This window comes from Stenotrophomonas sp. PI_27, from assembly GCF_027854495.1.
In the GTDB taxonomy this organism is placed as follows: Bacteria; Pseudomonadota; Gammaproteobacteria; order Xanthomonadales; family Xanthomonadaceae; genus Stenotrophomonas; species Stenotrophomonas pavanii.
The window spans coordinates 22,598-40,837 of the sequence record NZ_JAJNOF010000022.1; the positions used below are offsets into that span (position 1 = coordinate 22,598).

Annotated in this window: 15 protein-coding genes and 1 pseudogene; all 16 read left to right on the top strand. The window is 68.7% G+C overall.

Annotation, left to right across the window (positions count from 1 at the left end; genetic code table 11):
• Positions 1–97: 97 nt before the first annotated feature.
• A complete protein-coding gene (gene flhB, locus LRM18_RS19505) occupies positions 98–1,228 on the top strand; it encodes a flagellar biosynthesis protein FlhB (protein WP_043033586.1) in 1,131 nt (376 codons plus the stop codon).
• A gap of 44 nt (positions 1,229–1,272) precedes the next feature.
• Complete coding sequence (gene flhA / locus LRM18_RS19510; RefSeq protein ID WP_176422005.1) at positions 1,273–3,333, top strand: flagellar biosynthesis protein FlhA; 2,061 nt, start codon at positions 1,273–1,275, stop codon at positions 3,331–3,333.
• Between the two features lie 145 nt (positions 3,334–3,478).
• Positions 3,479–5,095 (top strand): flagellar biosynthesis protein FlhF, encoded by a 1,617-nt coding sequence (gene flhF, locus LRM18_RS19515; RefSeq protein WP_057494248.1) that lies wholly within the window; start codon positions 3,479–3,481, stop codon positions 5,093–5,095.
• Positions 5,082–5,969, top strand: a complete 888-nt coding sequence (locus LRM18_RS19520; protein ID WP_032959426.1) for a P-loop NTPase — start codon at positions 5,082–5,084, stop codon at positions 5,967–5,969. The genes flhF and LRM18_RS19520 overlap by 14 nt, the downstream gene beginning before the upstream one ends.
• Positions 5,966–6,709 (top strand): RNA polymerase sigma factor FliA, encoded by a 744-nt coding sequence (locus LRM18_RS19525; protein WP_049465789.1) that lies wholly within the window; start codon positions 5,966–5,968, stop codon positions 6,707–6,709. The genes LRM18_RS19520 and LRM18_RS19525 overlap by 4 nt, the downstream gene beginning before the upstream one ends.
• 57 nt (positions 6,710–6,766) lie before the next feature.
• Positions 6,767–7,159 carry a chemotaxis response regulator CheY gene (gene cheY / locus LRM18_RS19530; protein ID WP_005413247.1) on the top strand — a complete coding sequence of 131 codons (393 nt, stop codon included), beginning with the start codon at positions 6,767–6,769 and terminating at the stop codon, positions 7,157–7,159.
• Positions 7,159–7,764, top strand: coding sequence for a protein phosphatase CheZ (locus tag LRM18_RS19535; RefSeq protein ID WP_049465790.1), 606 nt, complete (start codon positions 7,159–7,161; stop codon positions 7,762–7,764). Before cheY ends, LRM18_RS19535 begins: the two co-directional genes overlap by 1 nt.
• Positions 7,765–7,766: 2 nt before the next feature.
• Positions 7,767–9,590, top strand: coding sequence for a chemotaxis protein CheA (locus tag LRM18_RS19540; RefSeq protein ID WP_206632630.1), 1,824 nt, complete (start codon positions 7,767–7,769; stop codon positions 9,588–9,590).
• Positions 9,591–9,691: 101 nt separating this feature from the next.
• The gene (locus tag LRM18_RS19545) at positions 9,692–10,432 is read left to right on the top strand and encodes a flagellar motor protein (protein ID WP_005409527.1); all 741 of its coding nucleotides are present in this window, start codon (positions 9,692–9,694) and stop codon (positions 10,430–10,432) included.
• A gap of 1 nt (position 10,433) precedes the next feature.
• Positions 10,434–11,279, top strand: a pseudogene (motD, locus tag LRM18_RS19550) (flagellar motor protein MotD); the annotation flags it as partial.
• Positions 11,280–11,454: 175 nt separating this feature from the next.
• Positions 11,455–12,237, top strand: a complete 783-nt coding sequence (locus tag LRM18_RS19555) for a ParA family protein (RefSeq protein WP_164082737.1) — start codon at positions 11,455–11,457, stop codon at positions 12,235–12,237.
• Entirely contained in the window at positions 12,234–13,535 is a 1,302-nt protein-coding gene (locus LRM18_RS19560; protein ID WP_270955318.1) for a chemotaxis protein CheW, read from the top strand. Before LRM18_RS19555 ends, LRM18_RS19560 begins: the two co-directional genes overlap by 4 nt.
• 284 nt (positions 13,536–13,819) lie before the next feature.
• A complete protein-coding gene (locus LRM18_RS19565; RefSeq protein WP_057494251.1) occupies positions 13,820–14,128 on the top strand; it encodes an STAS domain-containing protein in 309 nt (102 codons plus the stop codon).
• Positions 14,125–14,490, top strand: coding sequence for a response regulator (locus LRM18_RS19570; protein WP_005409521.1), 366 nt, complete (start codon positions 14,125–14,127; stop codon positions 14,488–14,490). The genes LRM18_RS19565 and LRM18_RS19570 overlap by 4 nt, the downstream gene beginning before the upstream one ends.
• A gap of 45 nt (positions 14,491–14,535) precedes the next feature.
• Positions 14,536–16,521, top strand: a complete 1,986-nt coding sequence (locus tag LRM18_RS19575) for a chemotaxis protein CheA (RefSeq protein WP_206632635.1) — start codon at positions 14,536–14,538, stop codon at positions 16,519–16,521.
• 339 nt (positions 16,522–16,860) lie between these two features.
• Positions 16,861–18,240 (top strand): MCP four helix bundle domain-containing protein (locus LRM18_RS19580; protein WP_270955319.1); only part of this gene is annotated, 1,380 nt, incomplete at its 3' end.

Genomic DNA, 18,240 nt, shown 5'->3' on the forward strand with positions numbered 1-18,240 from the left:
GTGGGCTCGGCTCTACAGAACGGGCCGTCGGTAGATCCACGCCATGCGTGGAACGGTTCTTGCACGCACCCCGGCATCCCCTGCCGCAGTGCCTGTGATGTCCGAGAACGAATCCGCCGGCGAAAAGACCGAACAACCTACCGAAAAACGCCTGCGCGATGCCCGTGAACAGGGCAACCTGCCGCGCTCGCGCGAACTCGGCACCGCCGCCGTGTTCGGCGCCGGCGTGCTGGCGGTGATGGCCATGAGCGGCTCGATCGGCCGTGGCGCCAGTGCCTGGATGAAGCACGCGCTCAGCCCGGAACAGAGCCTGCGGCAGAACCCGAAGGAACTGTTCGGCCACTTCGGCGACCTGCTGCTGCAGTTCATGCTGGTGATCGCACCGCTGGTGCTGGTCTGCCTGCTGGCCAGCTTCGTCGCCCCGCTGGTGATGGGCGGCCTGCGCTGGTCGCAGAAGGCGTTGCTGCCCGACATCAACCGCATGAACCCGATGAGCGGGCTCAAGCGCCTGTACGGCCCGGAAGCCATCGCCGAGTTCACCAAATCACTGCTGCGCGTGGCCTTCGTCGGCGTCGCCGCCGGGCTGGTGGTCTGGACCGGCTTTGACACCCTGCGCGGGCTGATCCACCACCCGCTGGAGACGGCCATCACCGACGGCCTCGGCTTCACCCTGCGCCTGCTGCTGGCCACCGCCGGCGCGATGCTGGTGCTGGCCGCCATCGATGCGCCGTACCAGCGCTGGAACTGGATGCGCAAGCTGAAGATGACCCGTGAAGAGCTGCGCCGGGAAATGAAGGAGAGCGAGGGCAGCCCCGAGGTGAAGGGCCGCATCCGCCAGCTGCAGCAGCAGATGGCCAACCGCCGGATGATGGAAGCGGTACCCACCGCCGACGTGGTGGTGGTCAACCCCACCCACTACGCGGTGGCCCTGAAGTACGAGGGCGGCGCCATGAACGCCCCCACCGTGGTCGCCCTGGGCGTGGACGAGACCGCCCTGCGCATCCGTGAGGTGGCCGACGGCAATAAGGTCGCGATCGTCTCTGCCCCGCCTTTGGCACGCGCCTTGTATCGGGAAGGACAACTCGGAAAGGAAATCCCCGTGAGACTGTATTCGGCCGTCGCCCAGGTCCTGTCCTACGTCTACCAGCTGCGCGCCTGGCGCACTGGCCCGATGCCGGACGCCCCGCACATCCAGGTGGATGAATTCGGCAAGGGAGGCCGCCCGTGAGCGCCCAGCCCTCCGCCGGTTTCAACACCCGCCGCGCCCTGGAAATGATCCGCCAGGGCCTGGGCGCGCCGCTGATCGTGCTGGCCCTGCTGGCCATGGTCGTGGTGCCGCTGGCCGCGCCGGTGCTCGATGCGCTGTTCACCTTCAACATCGCCATCTCGCTGATGGTGCTGCTGGCGGTGGTCTACGTGAAGCGCCCGCTGGACTTCACCATCTTCCCGATCGTGCTGCTGATCACCACCATGCTGCGGCTGGCGCTGAACGTGGCCTCCACCCGCGTGATCCTGCTGAACGGCCAGAACGGCCACGATGCCGCGGGCAAGGTCATCGCCGCCTTCGGTGAATTCGTGATCGGCGGCAACTACGCGGTCGGCATCGTGGTGTTCGCGATCCTGACCATCATCAACTTCGTGGTGATCACCAAGGGCGCCGGCCGTGTCTCGGAAGTGACCGCGCGCTTCATCCTGGACGCGATGCCCGGCAAGCAGATGGCGATCGACGCCGACCTCAACGCCGGTTTGCTGACGCGTGAAGAAGCCAAGCTGCGCCGCGAGGAAGTGCGCGAGGAAGCCGACTTCTACGGTGCGATGGACGGCGCCAGCAAATTCATCCGCGGCGACGCCATCGCCGGCATCCTGATCCTGTTCATCAACATGCTCGGTGGCCTGGCGGTGGGCGTGCTGCAGCATGGCATGCCGTTCGGCGAGGCCGCTGCGACCTACACCCTGCTGTCGATCGGTGACGGCCTGGTGGCGCAGCTGCCAGCCCTGCTGGTCTCCAGCGCGGTGGCGATGCTGGTCACCCGCGCCTCGCGCTCGCAGGACATGGCCCAGGCCATGACCGGACAGGTGTTCGGCCAGTACCGCGCGCTGGCGATCACCGCCGGCATCATCGGCCTGGTCGGCCTGGTACCGGGCATGCCCAACGTCGCTTTCCTGACGCTGGCCTCGATCCTCGGCTTCATCGCCTGGAAGCTGTATCGCAAGACCAAGGCACCGGCCGCCGACGCGACAGGCAGTGGCACCGATGCCGCCGCGCTCACTGCGCTCGGGCGCCCGGCCACCGCCGCCCCCACTGCCGAGCTGAGCTGGGACGAACTGCGACCGGTCGATCCGCTGGGCCTGGAGGTCGGCTACCGGCTGATTCCGCTGGTGGACAGCAACCAGGGCGGCGAACTGATGGCGCGCATCAAGGGGGTGCGCCGCAAGCTCACCCAGGATGTCGGCTTCCTGATTCCATCGGTGCACATCCGCGACAACCTGGAACTGCCCGCCAACGGATACCGGGTGCTGGTGCACGGCGTGCCGGTGGCCACCGCCGAAATCCACCCGGACCGCGAGCTGGCACTGGATCCGGGCAGCGCGCTGGGCACCCTGGAGGGCATCGCCGGCAAGGACCCCGCGTTCGGCCTGGATGCCACCTGGATCCAGCCGCACCAGCGCGCCCAGGCCGAAACGCTGGGCTACACCGTGGTCGATCCGGCCACCGTGGTCGCCACGCACCTCTCGCACCTGATCCGCGAGCACGCGCCGGAACTGCTCGGCCACGAGGAAGTGCAGCACCTTCTGGCCAACCTGGCCAAGAGCGCACCCAAGCTCGTCGAAGATCTGACGCCCAAGGCGCTGCCGCTGTCGGCGGTGGTGCGCGTGCTGCAGAACCTGCTGGTCGAGCGCATTCCGATCCGCCAGCTGCGCAAGATCGCCGAAGCGCTGGTCGAACACGCGCCCAGCAGCCAGGACCCGGCCGTGCTGACCGCTGCCGTGCGCACCGCACTGGGCCGCTTCATCGTGCAGGAGATCGCCGGAATGTCGGCGGAGCTGCCGGTGTTCACCCTCAACCCGCAATTGGAACGTGTCTTGCAGGAGTCCACGCAGGGCAACGGCGCCGCGCTGGAACCCGGACTCGCTGAGCGACTGCACCAGAGCCTGGCCGAATGTGTCAGCAAGCAGGAAGCCCGCAACGAGCCCGCGGTCGTGCTGGTACCTGGCCCGGTGCGCGCCGCGCTGGCCCGCCTGGTCCGCCACAGCGTTCCGTCGCTGTCGGTCCTGGCCTACAGCGAGGTGCCGGAAGACAAGCGCCTGAAGCTGGTCGGAACGATCAGCTGACGCCGGGCTCCGACGCGCCAGAAAACAGACACCACTTTCGAACCAACGCAACAGACCGATACCAAGGGGAACCCGCACCGTGCAGACCACCGATCACCCGAGTTCCCCGACCGCCACCCCGCCGTCTTCGCCTCGTGACCACAGCATGAAAATCAAACGATTCGTCGCCGCCGACATGCGTTCGGCCATGAACCTGGTGCGCAAGGAACACGGTCCTGACGCCGTGATCCTGTCCAACCGCCGGATCGAGGAAGGCATCGAGATCGTCGCCGCCGCCAACTATGACGAGAGCGCCGTGCAGCGTGCACTGGAAGCCTCGCGCCGTGACGTCGCACCGCCGCCGGCAGCCAAGCCGCGCACCGCCGCCGACGCGGTGATCGCCGCCGTCACCCGCCGCCGCAGCGCCACCCCGGCGCCGGAACCGGTCGCCGCCACCACCTCGGCGGTGGCCGCCCTTGCCCGCGCCGCCGTCGGTGCCACCGGCCGCACGCTGGACAGCGCCGACGAGATCGTGCCGACCCGTGGCAGCACCGGCTTTGCCGCCACCCTGGCGCGTGCCACCGTCAACGAACCGGCACTGCCGGAGCAGATCTTCGCGCCGTTCGCCGAAGCCATCGTCGCACCGGCCGCGGCTGTGCCGGCCAACCGCGCCCGCTTCCCGATCGATCCGCCGCACGAGGCGCATCACGAAAGCGTGGCGCCGGCGGTGCAGCCGCCGCCGCTGCCGACCGCTGCCGTCGCCGACGCGCAGCCGGCCAGCGCCGCCACCGAACCGGCATTGGCCGATGCCATCGTCGAAGCCGCGCCGGCGCCCACCCTGGCCCCGGCCCCGGTGCTGACGGTGGTCGCCCAGGACGACGCCGAGATCCGCCAGCTGCGCCAGGAAGTGGCCGGCATGCGCCAGGTGATCGAGCGCGAGATGAACCGCTTCACCGACGAGCGCCTGCGCGGCTGCCCGGTGCGCGCCACCGCGCTGGACCTGATGGACGAGTACGGCTTCGACGCCGGCCTGGCCCGTGATGTGGCCATGCAGATTCCACTGGAAACCGAAGCCCACCGCGGTCGCGGCCTGATGCTGGGGCTGATCTCGCGCAAGCTGCCGATCGCCCCGGTCGACCCGCTGGAAGAAGGCGGCGTGATCGCCCTTGTCGGCCCGACCGGCGCCGGCAAGACCACCACCATCGCCAAGCTGGCCTCGCGCTTCGCCGAGAAGCATGCGCCGCGTGACGTGGCCCTGGTCACCACCGACACCACCCGCATCGGCGCCCGCGAGCAGCTGTATGGCTACGGCCGCCAGCTCGGTATCGCCGTGCACGAGGCCAACAGCGGCACCGACCTGGACCAGCTGCTGGAACGCCTGAAGGACTACAAGCTGGTGCTGATCGACACCGCCGGCCTGGGCCCGCGCGACCGCGCGCTGGCCGCCCAGCTGCAGTGGCTGCGCGCCGCGCGCCAGGTCCGCACCCTGCTGGTGCTGCCGGCCAACACCAGCTTCGGCGACATGGACGAGGTGGTCCGCCGCTTCGGTGCCGCCAACCTGCAGGGCCTGGTGCTGAGCAAGCTGGACGAGACCGGCCGCTTCGGCAACGCCCTGTCGGTGGCCGTGGACCACGCCCTGCCGATCACCTGGGTGACCGATGGGCAGGACGTTCCGGAGGACCTGCACCGGGCCAGTGCAGCCAATCTTGTACTTCGCCTTGAAGATTTGCGCCGAGCGGCCGATATGCCCTGCAACCCGGAGTTGAACCATGCCGTCGCGTGAGTACGCCAAGCTGACCAAGACCTTCCCGCTGTCGGCCACCCGCAGCGAGCCGCTCGGCCCTGTGCGCACCATTGCCGTGACCGGCGGCAAGGGCGGCGTGGGCAAGACCAACGTGTCGGCCAACCTGGCCGTGGCGCTGGCCGGCATGGGCAAGCGCACGCTGCTGCTGGACGCCGACCTCGGCCTGGCCAACATCGACGTGATCCTGGGCTTGAACCCCACCTTTACGCTGGCCGACCTGGTCGCCGGCCGCTGCTCGCTGGACGACGTCATCGTCGAAGGCCCGAACGGCGTGCTGGTGGTGCCGGCCGCGTCCGGCCGCCGGCACATGGCCGAGCTGGCCCCCGCCGAGCACGTCGGCCTGGTCAATGTGTTCTCCGAACTGGAACGCGAGCTGGACATCATGGTGGTGGACACCGCCGCCGGCATCACCGACGGCGTGCTGACCTTCTGCCAGGCCGCGCAGGACACCGTGGTGGTGGTCTGTGACGAGCCGGCGTCCATCACCGATGCCTACGCGCTGATCAAGGTGCTGTCGCGCGAACGGGGCGTGGACCGCGTCCAGGTGGTGGCCAACATGGTCCGCGACCCCAACGAGGGCCGCGTGCTGTACGAAAAGCTGACCCGCGTCTGCGAGAAGTTCCTGGCCGACGTCTCGCTGAACTACCTGGGCTGCGTGCCGCAGGATGACTGGCTGCGCCTGTCGGTGCAGCGCCAGCAACCGGTGGTGAAGGCCTATCCGTCCAGCCCGTCGGCGCTGGCGATCACCGAGATCGCACGCCGTACCGCGCGCTGGCAGGCGCCGACCGAACCGCGCGGTGGCGTCGAGTTCTTCCTCGAACGCATCCTCAAGCAGCGTGGGGTGGCAGCATGAAAGGCGCAGCCCAGTACAGGGAAGTCCAGCGCTCGGCGGCCAACGATGTCATCGCCCAGCATTCGGACCTGGTGCGGCGCATCGCCCACCATCTGGCCGCGCGCCTGCCCGCCAGCGTCGAGGTGGACGACCTGATCCAGGCCGGCATGATGGGCCTGATCGAAGCCTCGCGCAGCTACGACGCCGACCAGGGCGCCTCGTTCGAAACCTACGCCTCGATCCGCATCCGCGGCTCGATGATCGACGAGATCCGCCGTGGCGACTGGGTGCCGCGCTCGGTGCACCGGCGCGCACGCGATGCGGCCGCCACCATCCGCCGCCTGGAACAGAGCAGCGGTCGCGCCGCCAGCGCCACCGAAGTCGCCGCCGCGATGGAGATGCCGCTGCCCGAGTACCTGCGCCTGATGGAAGACGCCGCGCGCGGCCAGGTGTTGAGCCTGGAATCGCGCATCGAAGACCAGGGCGAGCTGGACACCGTCGCCCAGGGCGGCCCGACCCCGCAACAGGTGCTGGAGCGTGGCGAGTTCGGTCGCGAGCTGGGCAAGGCCATCGGCCACCTGCCCGAGCGCGAACAGCTGGTGCTCTCGCTCTACTACGAGCAGGAACTGAACCTGAAGGAGATCGGCGCGGTGCTCGGCGTGAGCGAATCGCGGGTCTGCCAGATCCACGGCCAGGCCGTGCTGCGCCTGCGTGGACGGCTGAAGATTTTCGAGGCGGCGGACGCCGGCCTGGAAGAGTGAACATGCCCGAGGCGGCTGCCCCCGGCCGCCCGGAATGAACAACAAAGGAACTCTGCTTTGAACAAGAACATGCGCATCCTGATCGTCGACGACTTCTCGACCATGCGTCGGATCGTCAAGAACCTGCTGGGCGATCTTGGCTTCACCAACACCGCCGAAGCCGAGGACGGGCATGCCGCGCTGTCGCTGCTGCAGAGCCAGCCGTTCGATTTCGTGGTCACCGACTGGAATATGCCGGTGATGACCGGCATCGAACTGCTCAAGGCGATCCGCGCCGACGCCAAGCTGAAGACCCTGCCGGTGCTGATGGTCACCGCCGAAGCCAAGCGCGAGCAGATCATCGAAGCAGCCCAGAACGGCGTGAACGGCTACATCATCAAGCCGTTCACCGCGCAGACGCTGGAAGAAAAGCTCGGCAAGATCTTCGAACGCCTGGCGGCCAGCGCCTGATGGATACCACGGTCGACAGAAACGCCCTCGCCCTGCGCCTGCAGGAAGCCCTGGACGCGCTGGAGTCCGGCGATGAAGCCGCCTGGCGTCAACGCATCGACGGGCTGGTCGCGCTGCGCACGCAGCCGATGATGAGCGGCCTCTCGCGGCTGGCCCGCGAGCTCGGGCAGGCCCTGGGCGAATTGCCGACCGTGCCCAGCGAGGCCGGTGAACTGGACGATGCCTGCGCACGCCTGGACCATGTGGTGGCGATGACCGAACAGGCCACGCACCGCACCCTGGACCTGGCCGAGGAATGCCGCAGCCTGACCGAGCAGCTGCGCGCCGAAGGCCTGCAGCCGGGCCAGGACGCACAGCTCGAGCGCATCCGCCACAACCTGACCGAGATCGCCCTGACCCAGAGCTACCAGGACCTGACCGGGCAGATCATCCGTCGCGTGGTCGGCATCGTCCGCCGCGTGCACGAAGGCTTCGGCGCGCTCGGCCTGCCGCCGGAACAGCATCGCACCGACCCGGAACTGGCCGGGCCGGCACTGAAGGGACTGGACCGCCACGCGGTCTCGCAGAACGACGCCGACGACCTGTTGTCGGATCTGGGGCTGTAAGCATGAGCGCGGTATCCGACGACATCACTGCCGATTTCATCATCGAGGCACAGGAAATCCTGGATCGCCTCGGCGAACAGCTGGTGTCGCTGGAGCAGGCACCGCAGGACGGCGAACAGCTGAACGCGGTGTTCCGCGGCTACCACACGCTCAAGGGTGGCGCCGGCTTCCTTGGCGTCACCGCGATGGTCGAGCTGTGCCACGCTGCTGAGGAAGCGCTGGGCGCCGCGCGCGCCGGCCAGGCCGTATTGCAGGCGCACCACTTCGACGCCGCGCAGCAATCGCTGGACTACCTGCAGTCGATGCTGGACGCCGTGTCGTCCGGCACCGAACCGGGCTATGCACCGCCGGACCTGATCGCCCAGTTCGATGTGCACGGTGGCACCGCGGCGGCGCCTGTCGCCGCCGCTCCTGCAGCCGGTAGCAGTGACCTGATCACCGACGACGAATTCGAAGCCCTGCTTGACCAGCTGCACGGCGGCAACGCCCCGACCGCGGTCGCACCGGCCAAGAAGGCCGACGACGGGCTGATCAGCGAAGACGAATTCGAAGCCCTGCTCGACCAGCTGCACGGTGGCGCCGCACCCGGCGCCAGGCCTGCCGCTGCGTCGGCGCCGCTCGCTGCCCCACGCCCGGCGGCCGCACCGGCGCCGGCGCCCAAGCCGGCTGCCAAACCACTGGCCGAGGCGGAACATACCGTGCGCGTGGACACCAAGCGCCTGGATGCGATCGTCAATCTGATCGGCGAACTGGTGCTGTCACGCAACCGGCTCAAGACCCTGCGTGCCCGCCTGCGCGACGAGGAGCTGGACCGCGCCGTGTCCACCCTGGACATCGCCACCGCGCGCCTGCAGTCGGCGGTGATGCGCACCCGCATGCAGCCGGTGGGCAAGGTGTTCTCGCGCTTTCCCAAGGTCGCCCGCGATGTCGCCCGCTCGCTGAAGAAGGAAGTGGACCTGGAGTTGATCGGCGCCGAGACCGAACTCGACCGCAACCTGGTCGAGGCCCTGGCCGACCCGCTGGTGCACCTGGTCCGCAACGCCATCGACCATGGCGTGGAAATGCCCGACCTGCGCGAAGCACAGGGCAAGCCGCGAATGGGCCACGTGCGGCTGTCGGCGCAGCAGGAAGGTGACTACGTCAGCATCGAGGTGCAGGACGATGGCGCCGGCATTGATCCGGAAAAGCTGCGTGCGAAGGCGCGCGAGAAGGGCCTGATCGATCCCGAAGCCGCCGCCCGCCTGAGCAGCGAGGAGTGCCTGCACCTGGTGTTCCTGCCGGGCTTCTCGACCAAGCAGCAGGTCACTGACATCTCCGGCCGTGGCGTCGGCATGGACGTGGTGCAGTCGCGCATCCGCGAACTCAGCGGGCAGATCCAGATCCAGTCGGAACTGGGCCGTGGCAGCCGCTTCCTGATCCGCGTGCCGCTCACCCTGGCGATCCTGCCGACGCTGCTGGTGCAGGCCGGCGAAGACGTCTATGCGCTGCCGCTGGCGCGCGTGATGGAAGTGCTGCACGCGCCTGGCACGTCACTGGGCTGGTTCGATGGCCGCGCCGTGCTCGACCGCCGTTCGCACACCCTGCCGCTGGTCGATCTCCGCCAGTGGCTGGATGTGACGCCCGCCACGTCGACCCTGCTGACCATCGTCGTGCTGCAGGCCGGTGAAGCGCGCTTCGGCCTGGTCGTGGACCAGGTCCGCGGGCGCGAGGAAGTGGTCATCAAGCCATTGCCGAAGGCCCTGCGCGGCCTGCGCGGTTACGCCGGTGCAACCTTGATCGGCGATGGTCGCATGGCGCTGATCCTGGATGTGGACGGCCTGCGCTGACGCCCGCCGGGCCAAGCCCGGCGCCCGGAAAACTGTGACTACCGTCGTTACGCGATCTACCGGTGTCTCAAGTCCCATTCATACAAGCCGATACCGGATCCATGGATAGACTCAGCCTCATTGGACTCTTTCTCGCCCTGGCCTCGCTGGTCGGCGGCAGCATCCTCAAGGGCGCCGGCCTGGCGTCCCTGTGGTCGCCTGCGGCGTTCGTGATCGTCATCGTCGGCACCGTTGCCGCGATCCTGCTGCACACCTCGCCGGCGGTGTTCAAGCATGCGTTCAAGATCGTGCGCTGGGTCGTGCGCCCCCCGCACAGCGACCGCCGCGAGCTGATCCAGCAGATCGTCGAGTGGAGCAACATCGCCCGCCGCCAGGGCCTGCTGGGCCTGGAATCGCAGGTGGAAGCGCAGCAGGACCCGTTCCTGCGCAAGGGCCTGCAGCTACTGGTGGACGGCGTCGAGCCCGAATCGATGCGGCACATGCTGGAGATCGAACTGGGCAGCCAGGAACACCAGGACCAGGCTGGCGCCAAGGTGTTCGAGGCGATGGGCATCTACGCCCCCACCCTTGGCATCATCGGCGCCGTGCTCGGCCTGATCGCGGTGATGAAGAACCTGGCTGACCCAAGCAAGCTCGGCCACGGCATCGCCGCCGCGTTCACCGCAACGATCTACGGCATCGCCTCGGCCAACCTGCTGTTCCTGCCGATCGCTGCCAAGCTCAAGAGCGTGATCTCGCACAACACGCGCGACCGCGAGATGGTCATCGAAGGCCTGATCTCGATCGCCCAGGGCGAAAACCCGCGCAACATCGAAACCAACCTCTCCGGCTTCCTGCACTGACATGGCCCGCCGCAAGCACCACGAAGAGCACGCCAACCACGAAGCATGGGCGATCCCCTATGCCGACCTGATGACGCTGCTGCTCGCCTTCTTCGTGGTCATGTACGCGATCTCCTCGGTGAACGAGGGCAAGTACCGGATCATGGCCGACGCGCTGACCGATGCCTTCGGCGGTGCGCCGCGCACCATCAATCCGGTGCAGGTGGGCAACAAGCAGGTGCAGGGCGGCGGCTGGGACAGCCCGTCGGTGATCAAGTCCGGCACCAAGATCGGCCCATCGGCGCCGGCGCCCTCGCACGACCCGACGCTGCTGCCGTCGATGGCCTCGCAGATGCGCATGCCGGTGTCGGTGCACAACCAGGAGCAGATCGCCCGTGCCGAGCGCCAGCTCAACACGATCGCCGATCGCCTCACCGCCGCGCTGGCGCCGCTGATCGACCGCGGCATGATCAGCGTGCGCCGTACCGAACTGTGGATCGAAGTCGAGATCAACAGCGACATCCTGTTCCCCACCGGTTCGGCCGCGCTGGACGTGCACGCGCGGCAGACCCTGTCCAGCCTCGCCGACGTGCTGCGCGATGTTCCCAACAGCGTGCGCGTGGAAGGCCACACCGACAACGTGCCGATCGCCACCGCCACCTTCCCGTCCAACTGGGAGCTGTCGGCCGGACGCGCCGCCAGCGTGGTGCACCTGTTCGCCGACCAGGGCGTGCAGCCCTCGCGGCTGGCGATGGTCGGCTACGGCCAGTTCCGGCCCCGCGAAGAGAACGACAGCGCGCAGGGCCGCAACCGCAACCGCCGGGTGATGGTCATCATCCTGGCCGACACCTCGCATTCGGTGGACCCGCTCGGCCAGCGCCTGAACGCCGCCACTGGCGCCACCGGCAGCACCGACACCGAACAGGCCGCCGCAACTCCGGCCAGCGCCCCCACCTCCCCCATCGCACCGGTGAAGTTGCCGCCGGTGCCGGCTGGCAGCCGCGTCGGCGCCGCCGTTCCCCCGGCAATGAAGGAGTAATCCGATGCGCATCTGGGCTGTCGCCAACCAGAAGGGCGGAGTCGGCAAGACCACCACCACCCTCGCCCTCGGCCGCGGACTGGCCGCCCTCGGCCATCGCGTGCTGCTGATCGACCTCGATCCACATGCCTCGCTCAGCCGCGCCTTCGGCGTGCCGGTGGATCCGCCGCCGGCCGGCGTGCTGGAACTGTTCGGCACGCCGCCGGCGGACCTGTCCGGCCTGTGCCATGCCAGCAACATCCAGGGCCTGGACTACGTCTGCGCGCAATCGGCGCTGGCCACGCTGGAGCGCCGCAGCGCCAACCAGCCCGGCCTCGGCCTGGCGCTGCAGAACGCGCTGGCCCGCCACCAGGGGCAGCACGACTACATTCTGCTGGACTGCGCACCTACCCTCGGCCTGCTGATGATCAATGCCCTGGCCGCTGCCGACCGCCTGGTCATCCCGACCCAGGCCGAGCCGCTGGCCCTGCACGGCCTGGATGGGATGGTCCGCACCGGCGAGATGGTCGAGCGTTCGCGCCGCCGCCCGCTGCCGATCTCGATCCTGCCGACCCTGTTCGACCGCCGCACCCGCGCCGGCAACGAGACGCTGCGCACCATGCAGGACCGCCATGGCAACCGCGTGTGGGAAGACGCGATTCCGATCGACACCCGCATCAGCAATGCCGCCGGCCTGACCCTGCCGAGCGTCGGCGAGGACTATCCGGGCCGCGGCCTGGCCGCCTACCGCCGCGCATTGAACTGGATCCTCGGCGAGGATGCCCGCGCCCTGGAGCAGGCCGCATGAACAGCACCGGCGTCCTCGACGACTACCTGGACGAGCTGCTGGGCGAGGCGATCGCCCCGGCTGCGTCGGCCGAACCGCCGCCCGGTGGCGCCGAGGCAGGCGCGGCGCACGCAGCGCTCCCCGAACGCGAGCCGACCTGGGACGATCTGCCCGCCGACGTGATCTACGAAACCGGAACCGCCGCCGCCCCGACGAGCGAAGACCACGCCGCGCTGGACGCCGCCTTCGAGACGGCGGCCGCTTCCGTCGGCGCCGACGCCGCCGCGGCGAGCGCTGCGGCCAGCGAACGCGAGCCGACCTGGGACGACCTGCCCGCCGACGTGATCTACGAAACCGGAACCGCCGCCGCTCCGCCGTGCGAGGACCACGCCGCGCTGGACGCCGCCTTCGAGACGGCCGCCGCCTCCGTTGGCACCGACGCCGCCGCGGCGAGCGCTGCGGCCAGCGAACGCGAGCCGACCTGGGATGACCTGTCAGCCGACGTCCTCCACGAAACCGCGCCTGCCCCCGCCGCCGCTGTGCAGGCCGGCCCGGAGCCGACCTGGGACGATCTGCCGGACGAAGTGATCTACGAGACCGATCCCGCAGACAGCCATCGCCTCGCCCACACCGACAGCCCCGGGCTGCAGGCCGCGTTCGAGGCCGCTGCCGAAGGCGAGGACGTCCCTGTGCCCGCCCCGGCCGTGATCGCAGCACCGGTGTCGGCACCTGCCGCACGTCCCGCGCCGCCCCCAGTGGCACGGGCGGCCGCCGCACCACCACCGCGCGTGGCCATGGACGCGCCCACGGGCAACCGCCCCAGCACCTGGCAGGAACTGCAGGCGCAGGCGCACCAGCCAGCCCACAGCCCGCATCCACAGAACCGCCGGGCCGGCGAACGCACCTCGCGCTGGCTGCGCCTGCGCTGCGGCACCCAGGCCTACGCGCTGGAACTGCTGAAGGTCCAGGAGGTCGTGCTGCCGGTGCCACTGCTGCCGTTGCGTGGCACTGCGCCGGCCATGCTCGGCATCATGAACCTGCGCGGCCAGGTCGTGCCGGTGATGGACCTCGGCCTGCACCTGGGCGCCGCGGCGGCAGAAGACGACGCCCAGACCCGCATCGTCGTGCTGGAGGAGGACGGCGAGACCATCGGCCTGCGCGTGTCTGCGGTGGAGGATGTCGCCAACCTCACCGATTCGCAGATTGAGCCGCCCGACACCGCGCGCATCTGCCAGATCTCCAACGACCTGTTCCGCGGCGTCGCCCGCGTCAGCCAACGGCCGATGATCCTGCTTGACGCCACCCGCCTGTTGAGCTGAGCAGAAAAAGGGGACGGAGGGGATTAAGTCGCAAGTGGCTCGGCGCTTTGCGCCGAAGCGGTGCCTGTCGGGGACGCAAGGAGTTGATACGTTGGATCAACACCTTACGTCCCCACTGCGCGGTCGCCGCTGCCGAGGGGGCTGCGGTAGAGCCAGGTCGCTTGCGACTTAATCCCCTCCGTCCCCTTTTCAACAGCGACCGCATCGACGCCCCGCGTCGATTCCGCTAAAGAACCCTGCCGGGGTGCCGTTATGGATCACGGAACCGTTTGTCCGGAGCAACGATGAGCACTGTCGAACTGGGTGGGGATCTCGGCATCGAGAGCACCGCCGAGCTCAAGAACCGCCTCGCCCCACTGCTGGAGCAGGCAGGCGAGCTGACCCTGGATGCCAGCCAGGTCGCACGCATCCACACCGCCGCCGTGCAGGTGCTGTGTGCATTCGTGCAGGCCCGCCGCGAGGCAGGCCTGGGCACCGGCTTCCACGGTTGCACCGCAACCTTCCGTGACGCCGCGCGCCTGCTGGGCGTCACCCAGGCCCTGGGCCTGGACGTAACCCATGACAACCTGAAATCTGTGGAGAACGCTGCATGAGCGCACGTATCTTGGTGGTGGACGATTCGGCGTCGATGCGCCAGATGGTGTCCTTCGCCCTCACCTCGGCCGGTTTTGCCGTCGAAGAAGCCGAAGACGGCGCGGTCGCGCTCGGTCGCGCCAAGGGCCAGCGCTTCAATGCGGTGGTCACCGACGTCAACATGCCGAACATGGACGGCATCGCGCTGATCCGTGAACTGCGCCAGCTGCCGGACTACAAGTTCACCCCGCTGCTGATGCTGACCACCGAATCGGCTGCCGACAAGAAGTCCGAAGGCAAGGCCGCCGGCGCCACGGGCTGGCTGGTCAAGCCATTCAATCCCGAACAGCTGGTCGCCACCGTGCAGAAAGTGCTGGGCTGATCGCCCGGCGCCGCTCCCCCTCTTCGCTTCCGGACCACCACTGCCATGAGCATGGACCTGCAACGCTTCCACGCCACCTTCTTCGAGGAGAGCCGCGAAGGCCTCGACGCGATGGAGGCTGGCCTGCTGGCCCTGGAATCGGGGCAGCAGGACGCGGAGATCATCAATTCGGTGTTCCGCGCCGCCCACTCGATCAAGGGCGGCGCCGGCACCTTCGGCTTCGATGCCATCGCCGGACTGACCCACGTGCTGGAGACGCTGCTCGATGAGCTGCGCGCCGGCAAGCGGGCGCTGGAAGGCCATGCCGTTGACGCGATGCTGTCCTCGGTGGACGTGCTGCGTGCCCTGCTGCGCGAGGCCGAACATGGCCAAGCCGCCGATCCGGCCGCAGTTTCCGCAGTGAAGGCGCGCCTGGAGGCAGTGCTGTCCGGGCAGGCCGCAGCGAGCACCCCGGCGCCGGCCGCCAAGGTGGACGATACGCCGGAAGCCTGGCAGATCGGCTTCACTCCGGCGCCGTCGCTGTTCATGAGCGGCAACGACCCGCTGCGCATCATCCGCGAGCTCGAACACCTCGGCTCGCTGCAGGTCGCCGCGCGCATGGAGCGCCTGCCTGGCTTCGCCCAGCTCGACCCGCTCGAAGCCCACCTGGCGTGGGACCTCGGCCTGGTCGGCAAGGTGCCGCGCAGCAAGATCGAAGACACCTTCGCGTGGGTGCTGGACGACTGCGAGCTGGACATCCGTCCGGCCGCGCCGCCGAGCCTGGCCACCCAGGCTCCTGCCGCCGCCCCTGCGCCGGCAGCGGCCGCGGCGCCCCCCACTGCGGCCGCGCCTGCTGCCAGCGGTGGCAACAGCCAGGAAGCGGAGACCTCGATCCGCGTCAGCGTCGACAAGGTCGATGCGCTGATCAACCTGGTCGGCGAGCTGGTCATCACCCAGGCCATGCTCAAGCAGGTCTCGCATGCGCTGGACCCGGTCCACGCCGAAAGCCTGTTCGCCGGCCTGGACCAGCTTGAACGCAATACCCGCGACCTGCAGGAAGCGGTGATCGGCGTGCGCATGCTGCCGGTCGATGCGGTGTTCCGCCGCTTCCCGCGCCTGGTCCGCGACCTTTCCAGCCGCCTCGGCAAGCAGGTGCGCCTGCGCACCGTCGGCGAAGGCACCGAACTGGACAAGGGACTGATCGAGAAGATCGCCGATCCGCTGGTGCACCTGGTGCGCAACTCGATCGACCACGGCCTGGAAATGCCCGACGTGCGTCGCGGTGCGGGCAAGGACGAGACCGGCACGATCACGCTGGCAGCCTCGCACCAGGGCGGCCACATCGTCATCGAGGTCAGCGACGATGGCCGCGGCCTGGATCGCGCCAAGATCCTGGCCAAGGCCACCGAGCGCGGCCTGGCCGTGCCGGACAACCCGACCGATTCGCAGGTCTGGGACCTGATCTTCCAGCCCGGCTTCTCCACCGCCGATGCGGTCACCGACCTCTCCGGGCGTGGCGTCGGCATGGACGTGGTCCGTCGCAACATCCAGGCACTGGGCGGCGAAGTCCAGATCGAAAGCAGCCTCGGCGCCGGCACCCGCACGCTGATCCGCCTGCCACTGACCCTGGCCATCCTCGACGGCATGACCGTGGCAGTGGCCGGCGAAACCCTGATCCTGCCGCTGGCCTACGTGCTGGAAGCCCTGCAGCCGCAGGCCGAGGACATCCGCAGCATGGCCGGCGAAGGCCGCGTGCTGCGGGTCCGTGGCGAGTACCTGCCGATCCTGTCGCTGAGCGAGTATTACGGCTACGGCAATCGCGCACCCGGCAGCGAATCGCTGGTGGTGGTGGTCGAAGGCGATGGCCAGAAGATCGCGCTGGAAGTGGACGAGCTGGTCGGCCAGCAGCAGGTGGTGGTGAAGAACATCGAGAACAACTACCGCCGCATCGGCGGGGTGTCCGGCGCCACCATCCTGGGCGACGGCCGCGTCGCACTGATCGTCGACATCGGTGGGTTGGTGCGCTCGCTGCGGGTACCGCAGGCCGCCTGATCTACACAGCAAGCGTGCACTGAACCGCCGCCCCTCGGGGCGGCGGTTTTTGTTTGCGCGCGCCATTCCAGCCTGGGCCGATCCCTTCTGTGAACTCCGTCGACACGATGGTTGCGGCTGCAACCACCGCATCCAAGCGAAACCCCGGCGCCGCAACGCTTTCGCGCTGTCATCCCTACGCAACCGAATGTGATCTGCGTCCATAAAGTCCGCGCGGACGGCGCCGTTATTTCGCAATGACGGTCGTCACCGAACCCCACCGGGCACCCCCGTTCGCTCTGCAACCACCCCCGATCCGGCGCACCGTCGCCGGTACTCTGCCCACCTGGAGCACCCTGCATGAAGTGGTTCCACGATCTGCCCATCGCCCGCAAGCTGGCCCTCGGGTTCACCCTCACCACCCTGATGACCCTGGTCCTCGGTGCGTTCGCCCTGCTGCGCCTCAGCGAGGCCAACGCGCAGCTGCGCGAGATGGCCGGCAACGACATCCCTTCGGTACAGCACCTGGGCGAAGCGCGCTCGCAGCTGGGCGAGTTCCGCACCTACGAACTGGCGCTGCTGAGCATGCTGGACCAGCCGGACAAGGTGGCCGACTACACCAAGCGCATGGACGACACCGCCAAGGGCGTGCATGACGAGCTGGCCGCCTATGCCGCGCTGCCGGCGCTGGCCAAGGAGCGTGAACTGTATCGCGCCGCCAGCGCGCAGCTGGATCGCTATTTCGCCGCCAACAAAGCCATGCGCGAAGCCGTGGCCGCGGGCGATGGCGTGCTGGCACAGCAGATCTCCGACGAGCAGTCGCGCCCGGCCCGGCGTGACCTGTTCGCCGCCATGAAGGCCCTGGGCACGCACATCGCCGGGCAGATGGACGGCAAGATTGCCGACGCCAACGCCACCCATCGCACCAGCATGATCGCCATCATTGCCTGCGTGGTGCTGCTGTCGCTGGTGGCGGCCGCACTGGCCACGGTCATCTCGCGCGCGGTGACCGGCCCGCTCGGCAAGGCCGTGCATGCCATCCAGGCCGTCGCCCGGGGTGACCTCAGCGTCAGCACCCACGCCACCAGCAAGGACGAAGCCGGCAAGATGCTCGCGGCGACCGCCGAGATGACCACGATGCTGCGCCGCTTCAGCGAGCAGACCCAGCTGATGGCGCAGATGCACGCCGGCCCGGACATCAGCCACCGCATTCCGGAGGATTTCCCGGGCGTGTATGGCCAGCTGGCCAACGGCATCAATACGGTGATCTTCGAACACCTCGATGCAATCGTCGATGCCATTGAAGTACTCAACCAGTACGCAATCGGCAACCTCGCCCCGGATGCACGCCGCCTGCCCGGCAGCCGCGCGATCCTGCACGAATCGATGGACGCAGCCAAGGCCAGCCTGCTGGCGATCAATTCGCAGATCCAGCAGCTGGCTGCGGCGGCCGCCGCAGGCGACTTCAGCCAGCGTGGCGATGCCCAGCGTTTCCAGCATGACTTCAAGCTGATGATCGAGCACCTCAACACCATGATGCAGGTTGCCGACGGCAACCTGGGCCAGCTCTCGCAGCTGCTGCAGTCGATCGCCGCCGGCGACCTGACCACGCGCATGGAGGGCCAGTTCAACGGCGTATTCGCCCGCATGCGTGACGATGCCAACACCACCGTCACCCAGCTGACCCAGATCGTCAGCCAGATCCAGGCCAGCGCCTCCAGCATCACCCTGGCCGCCGGT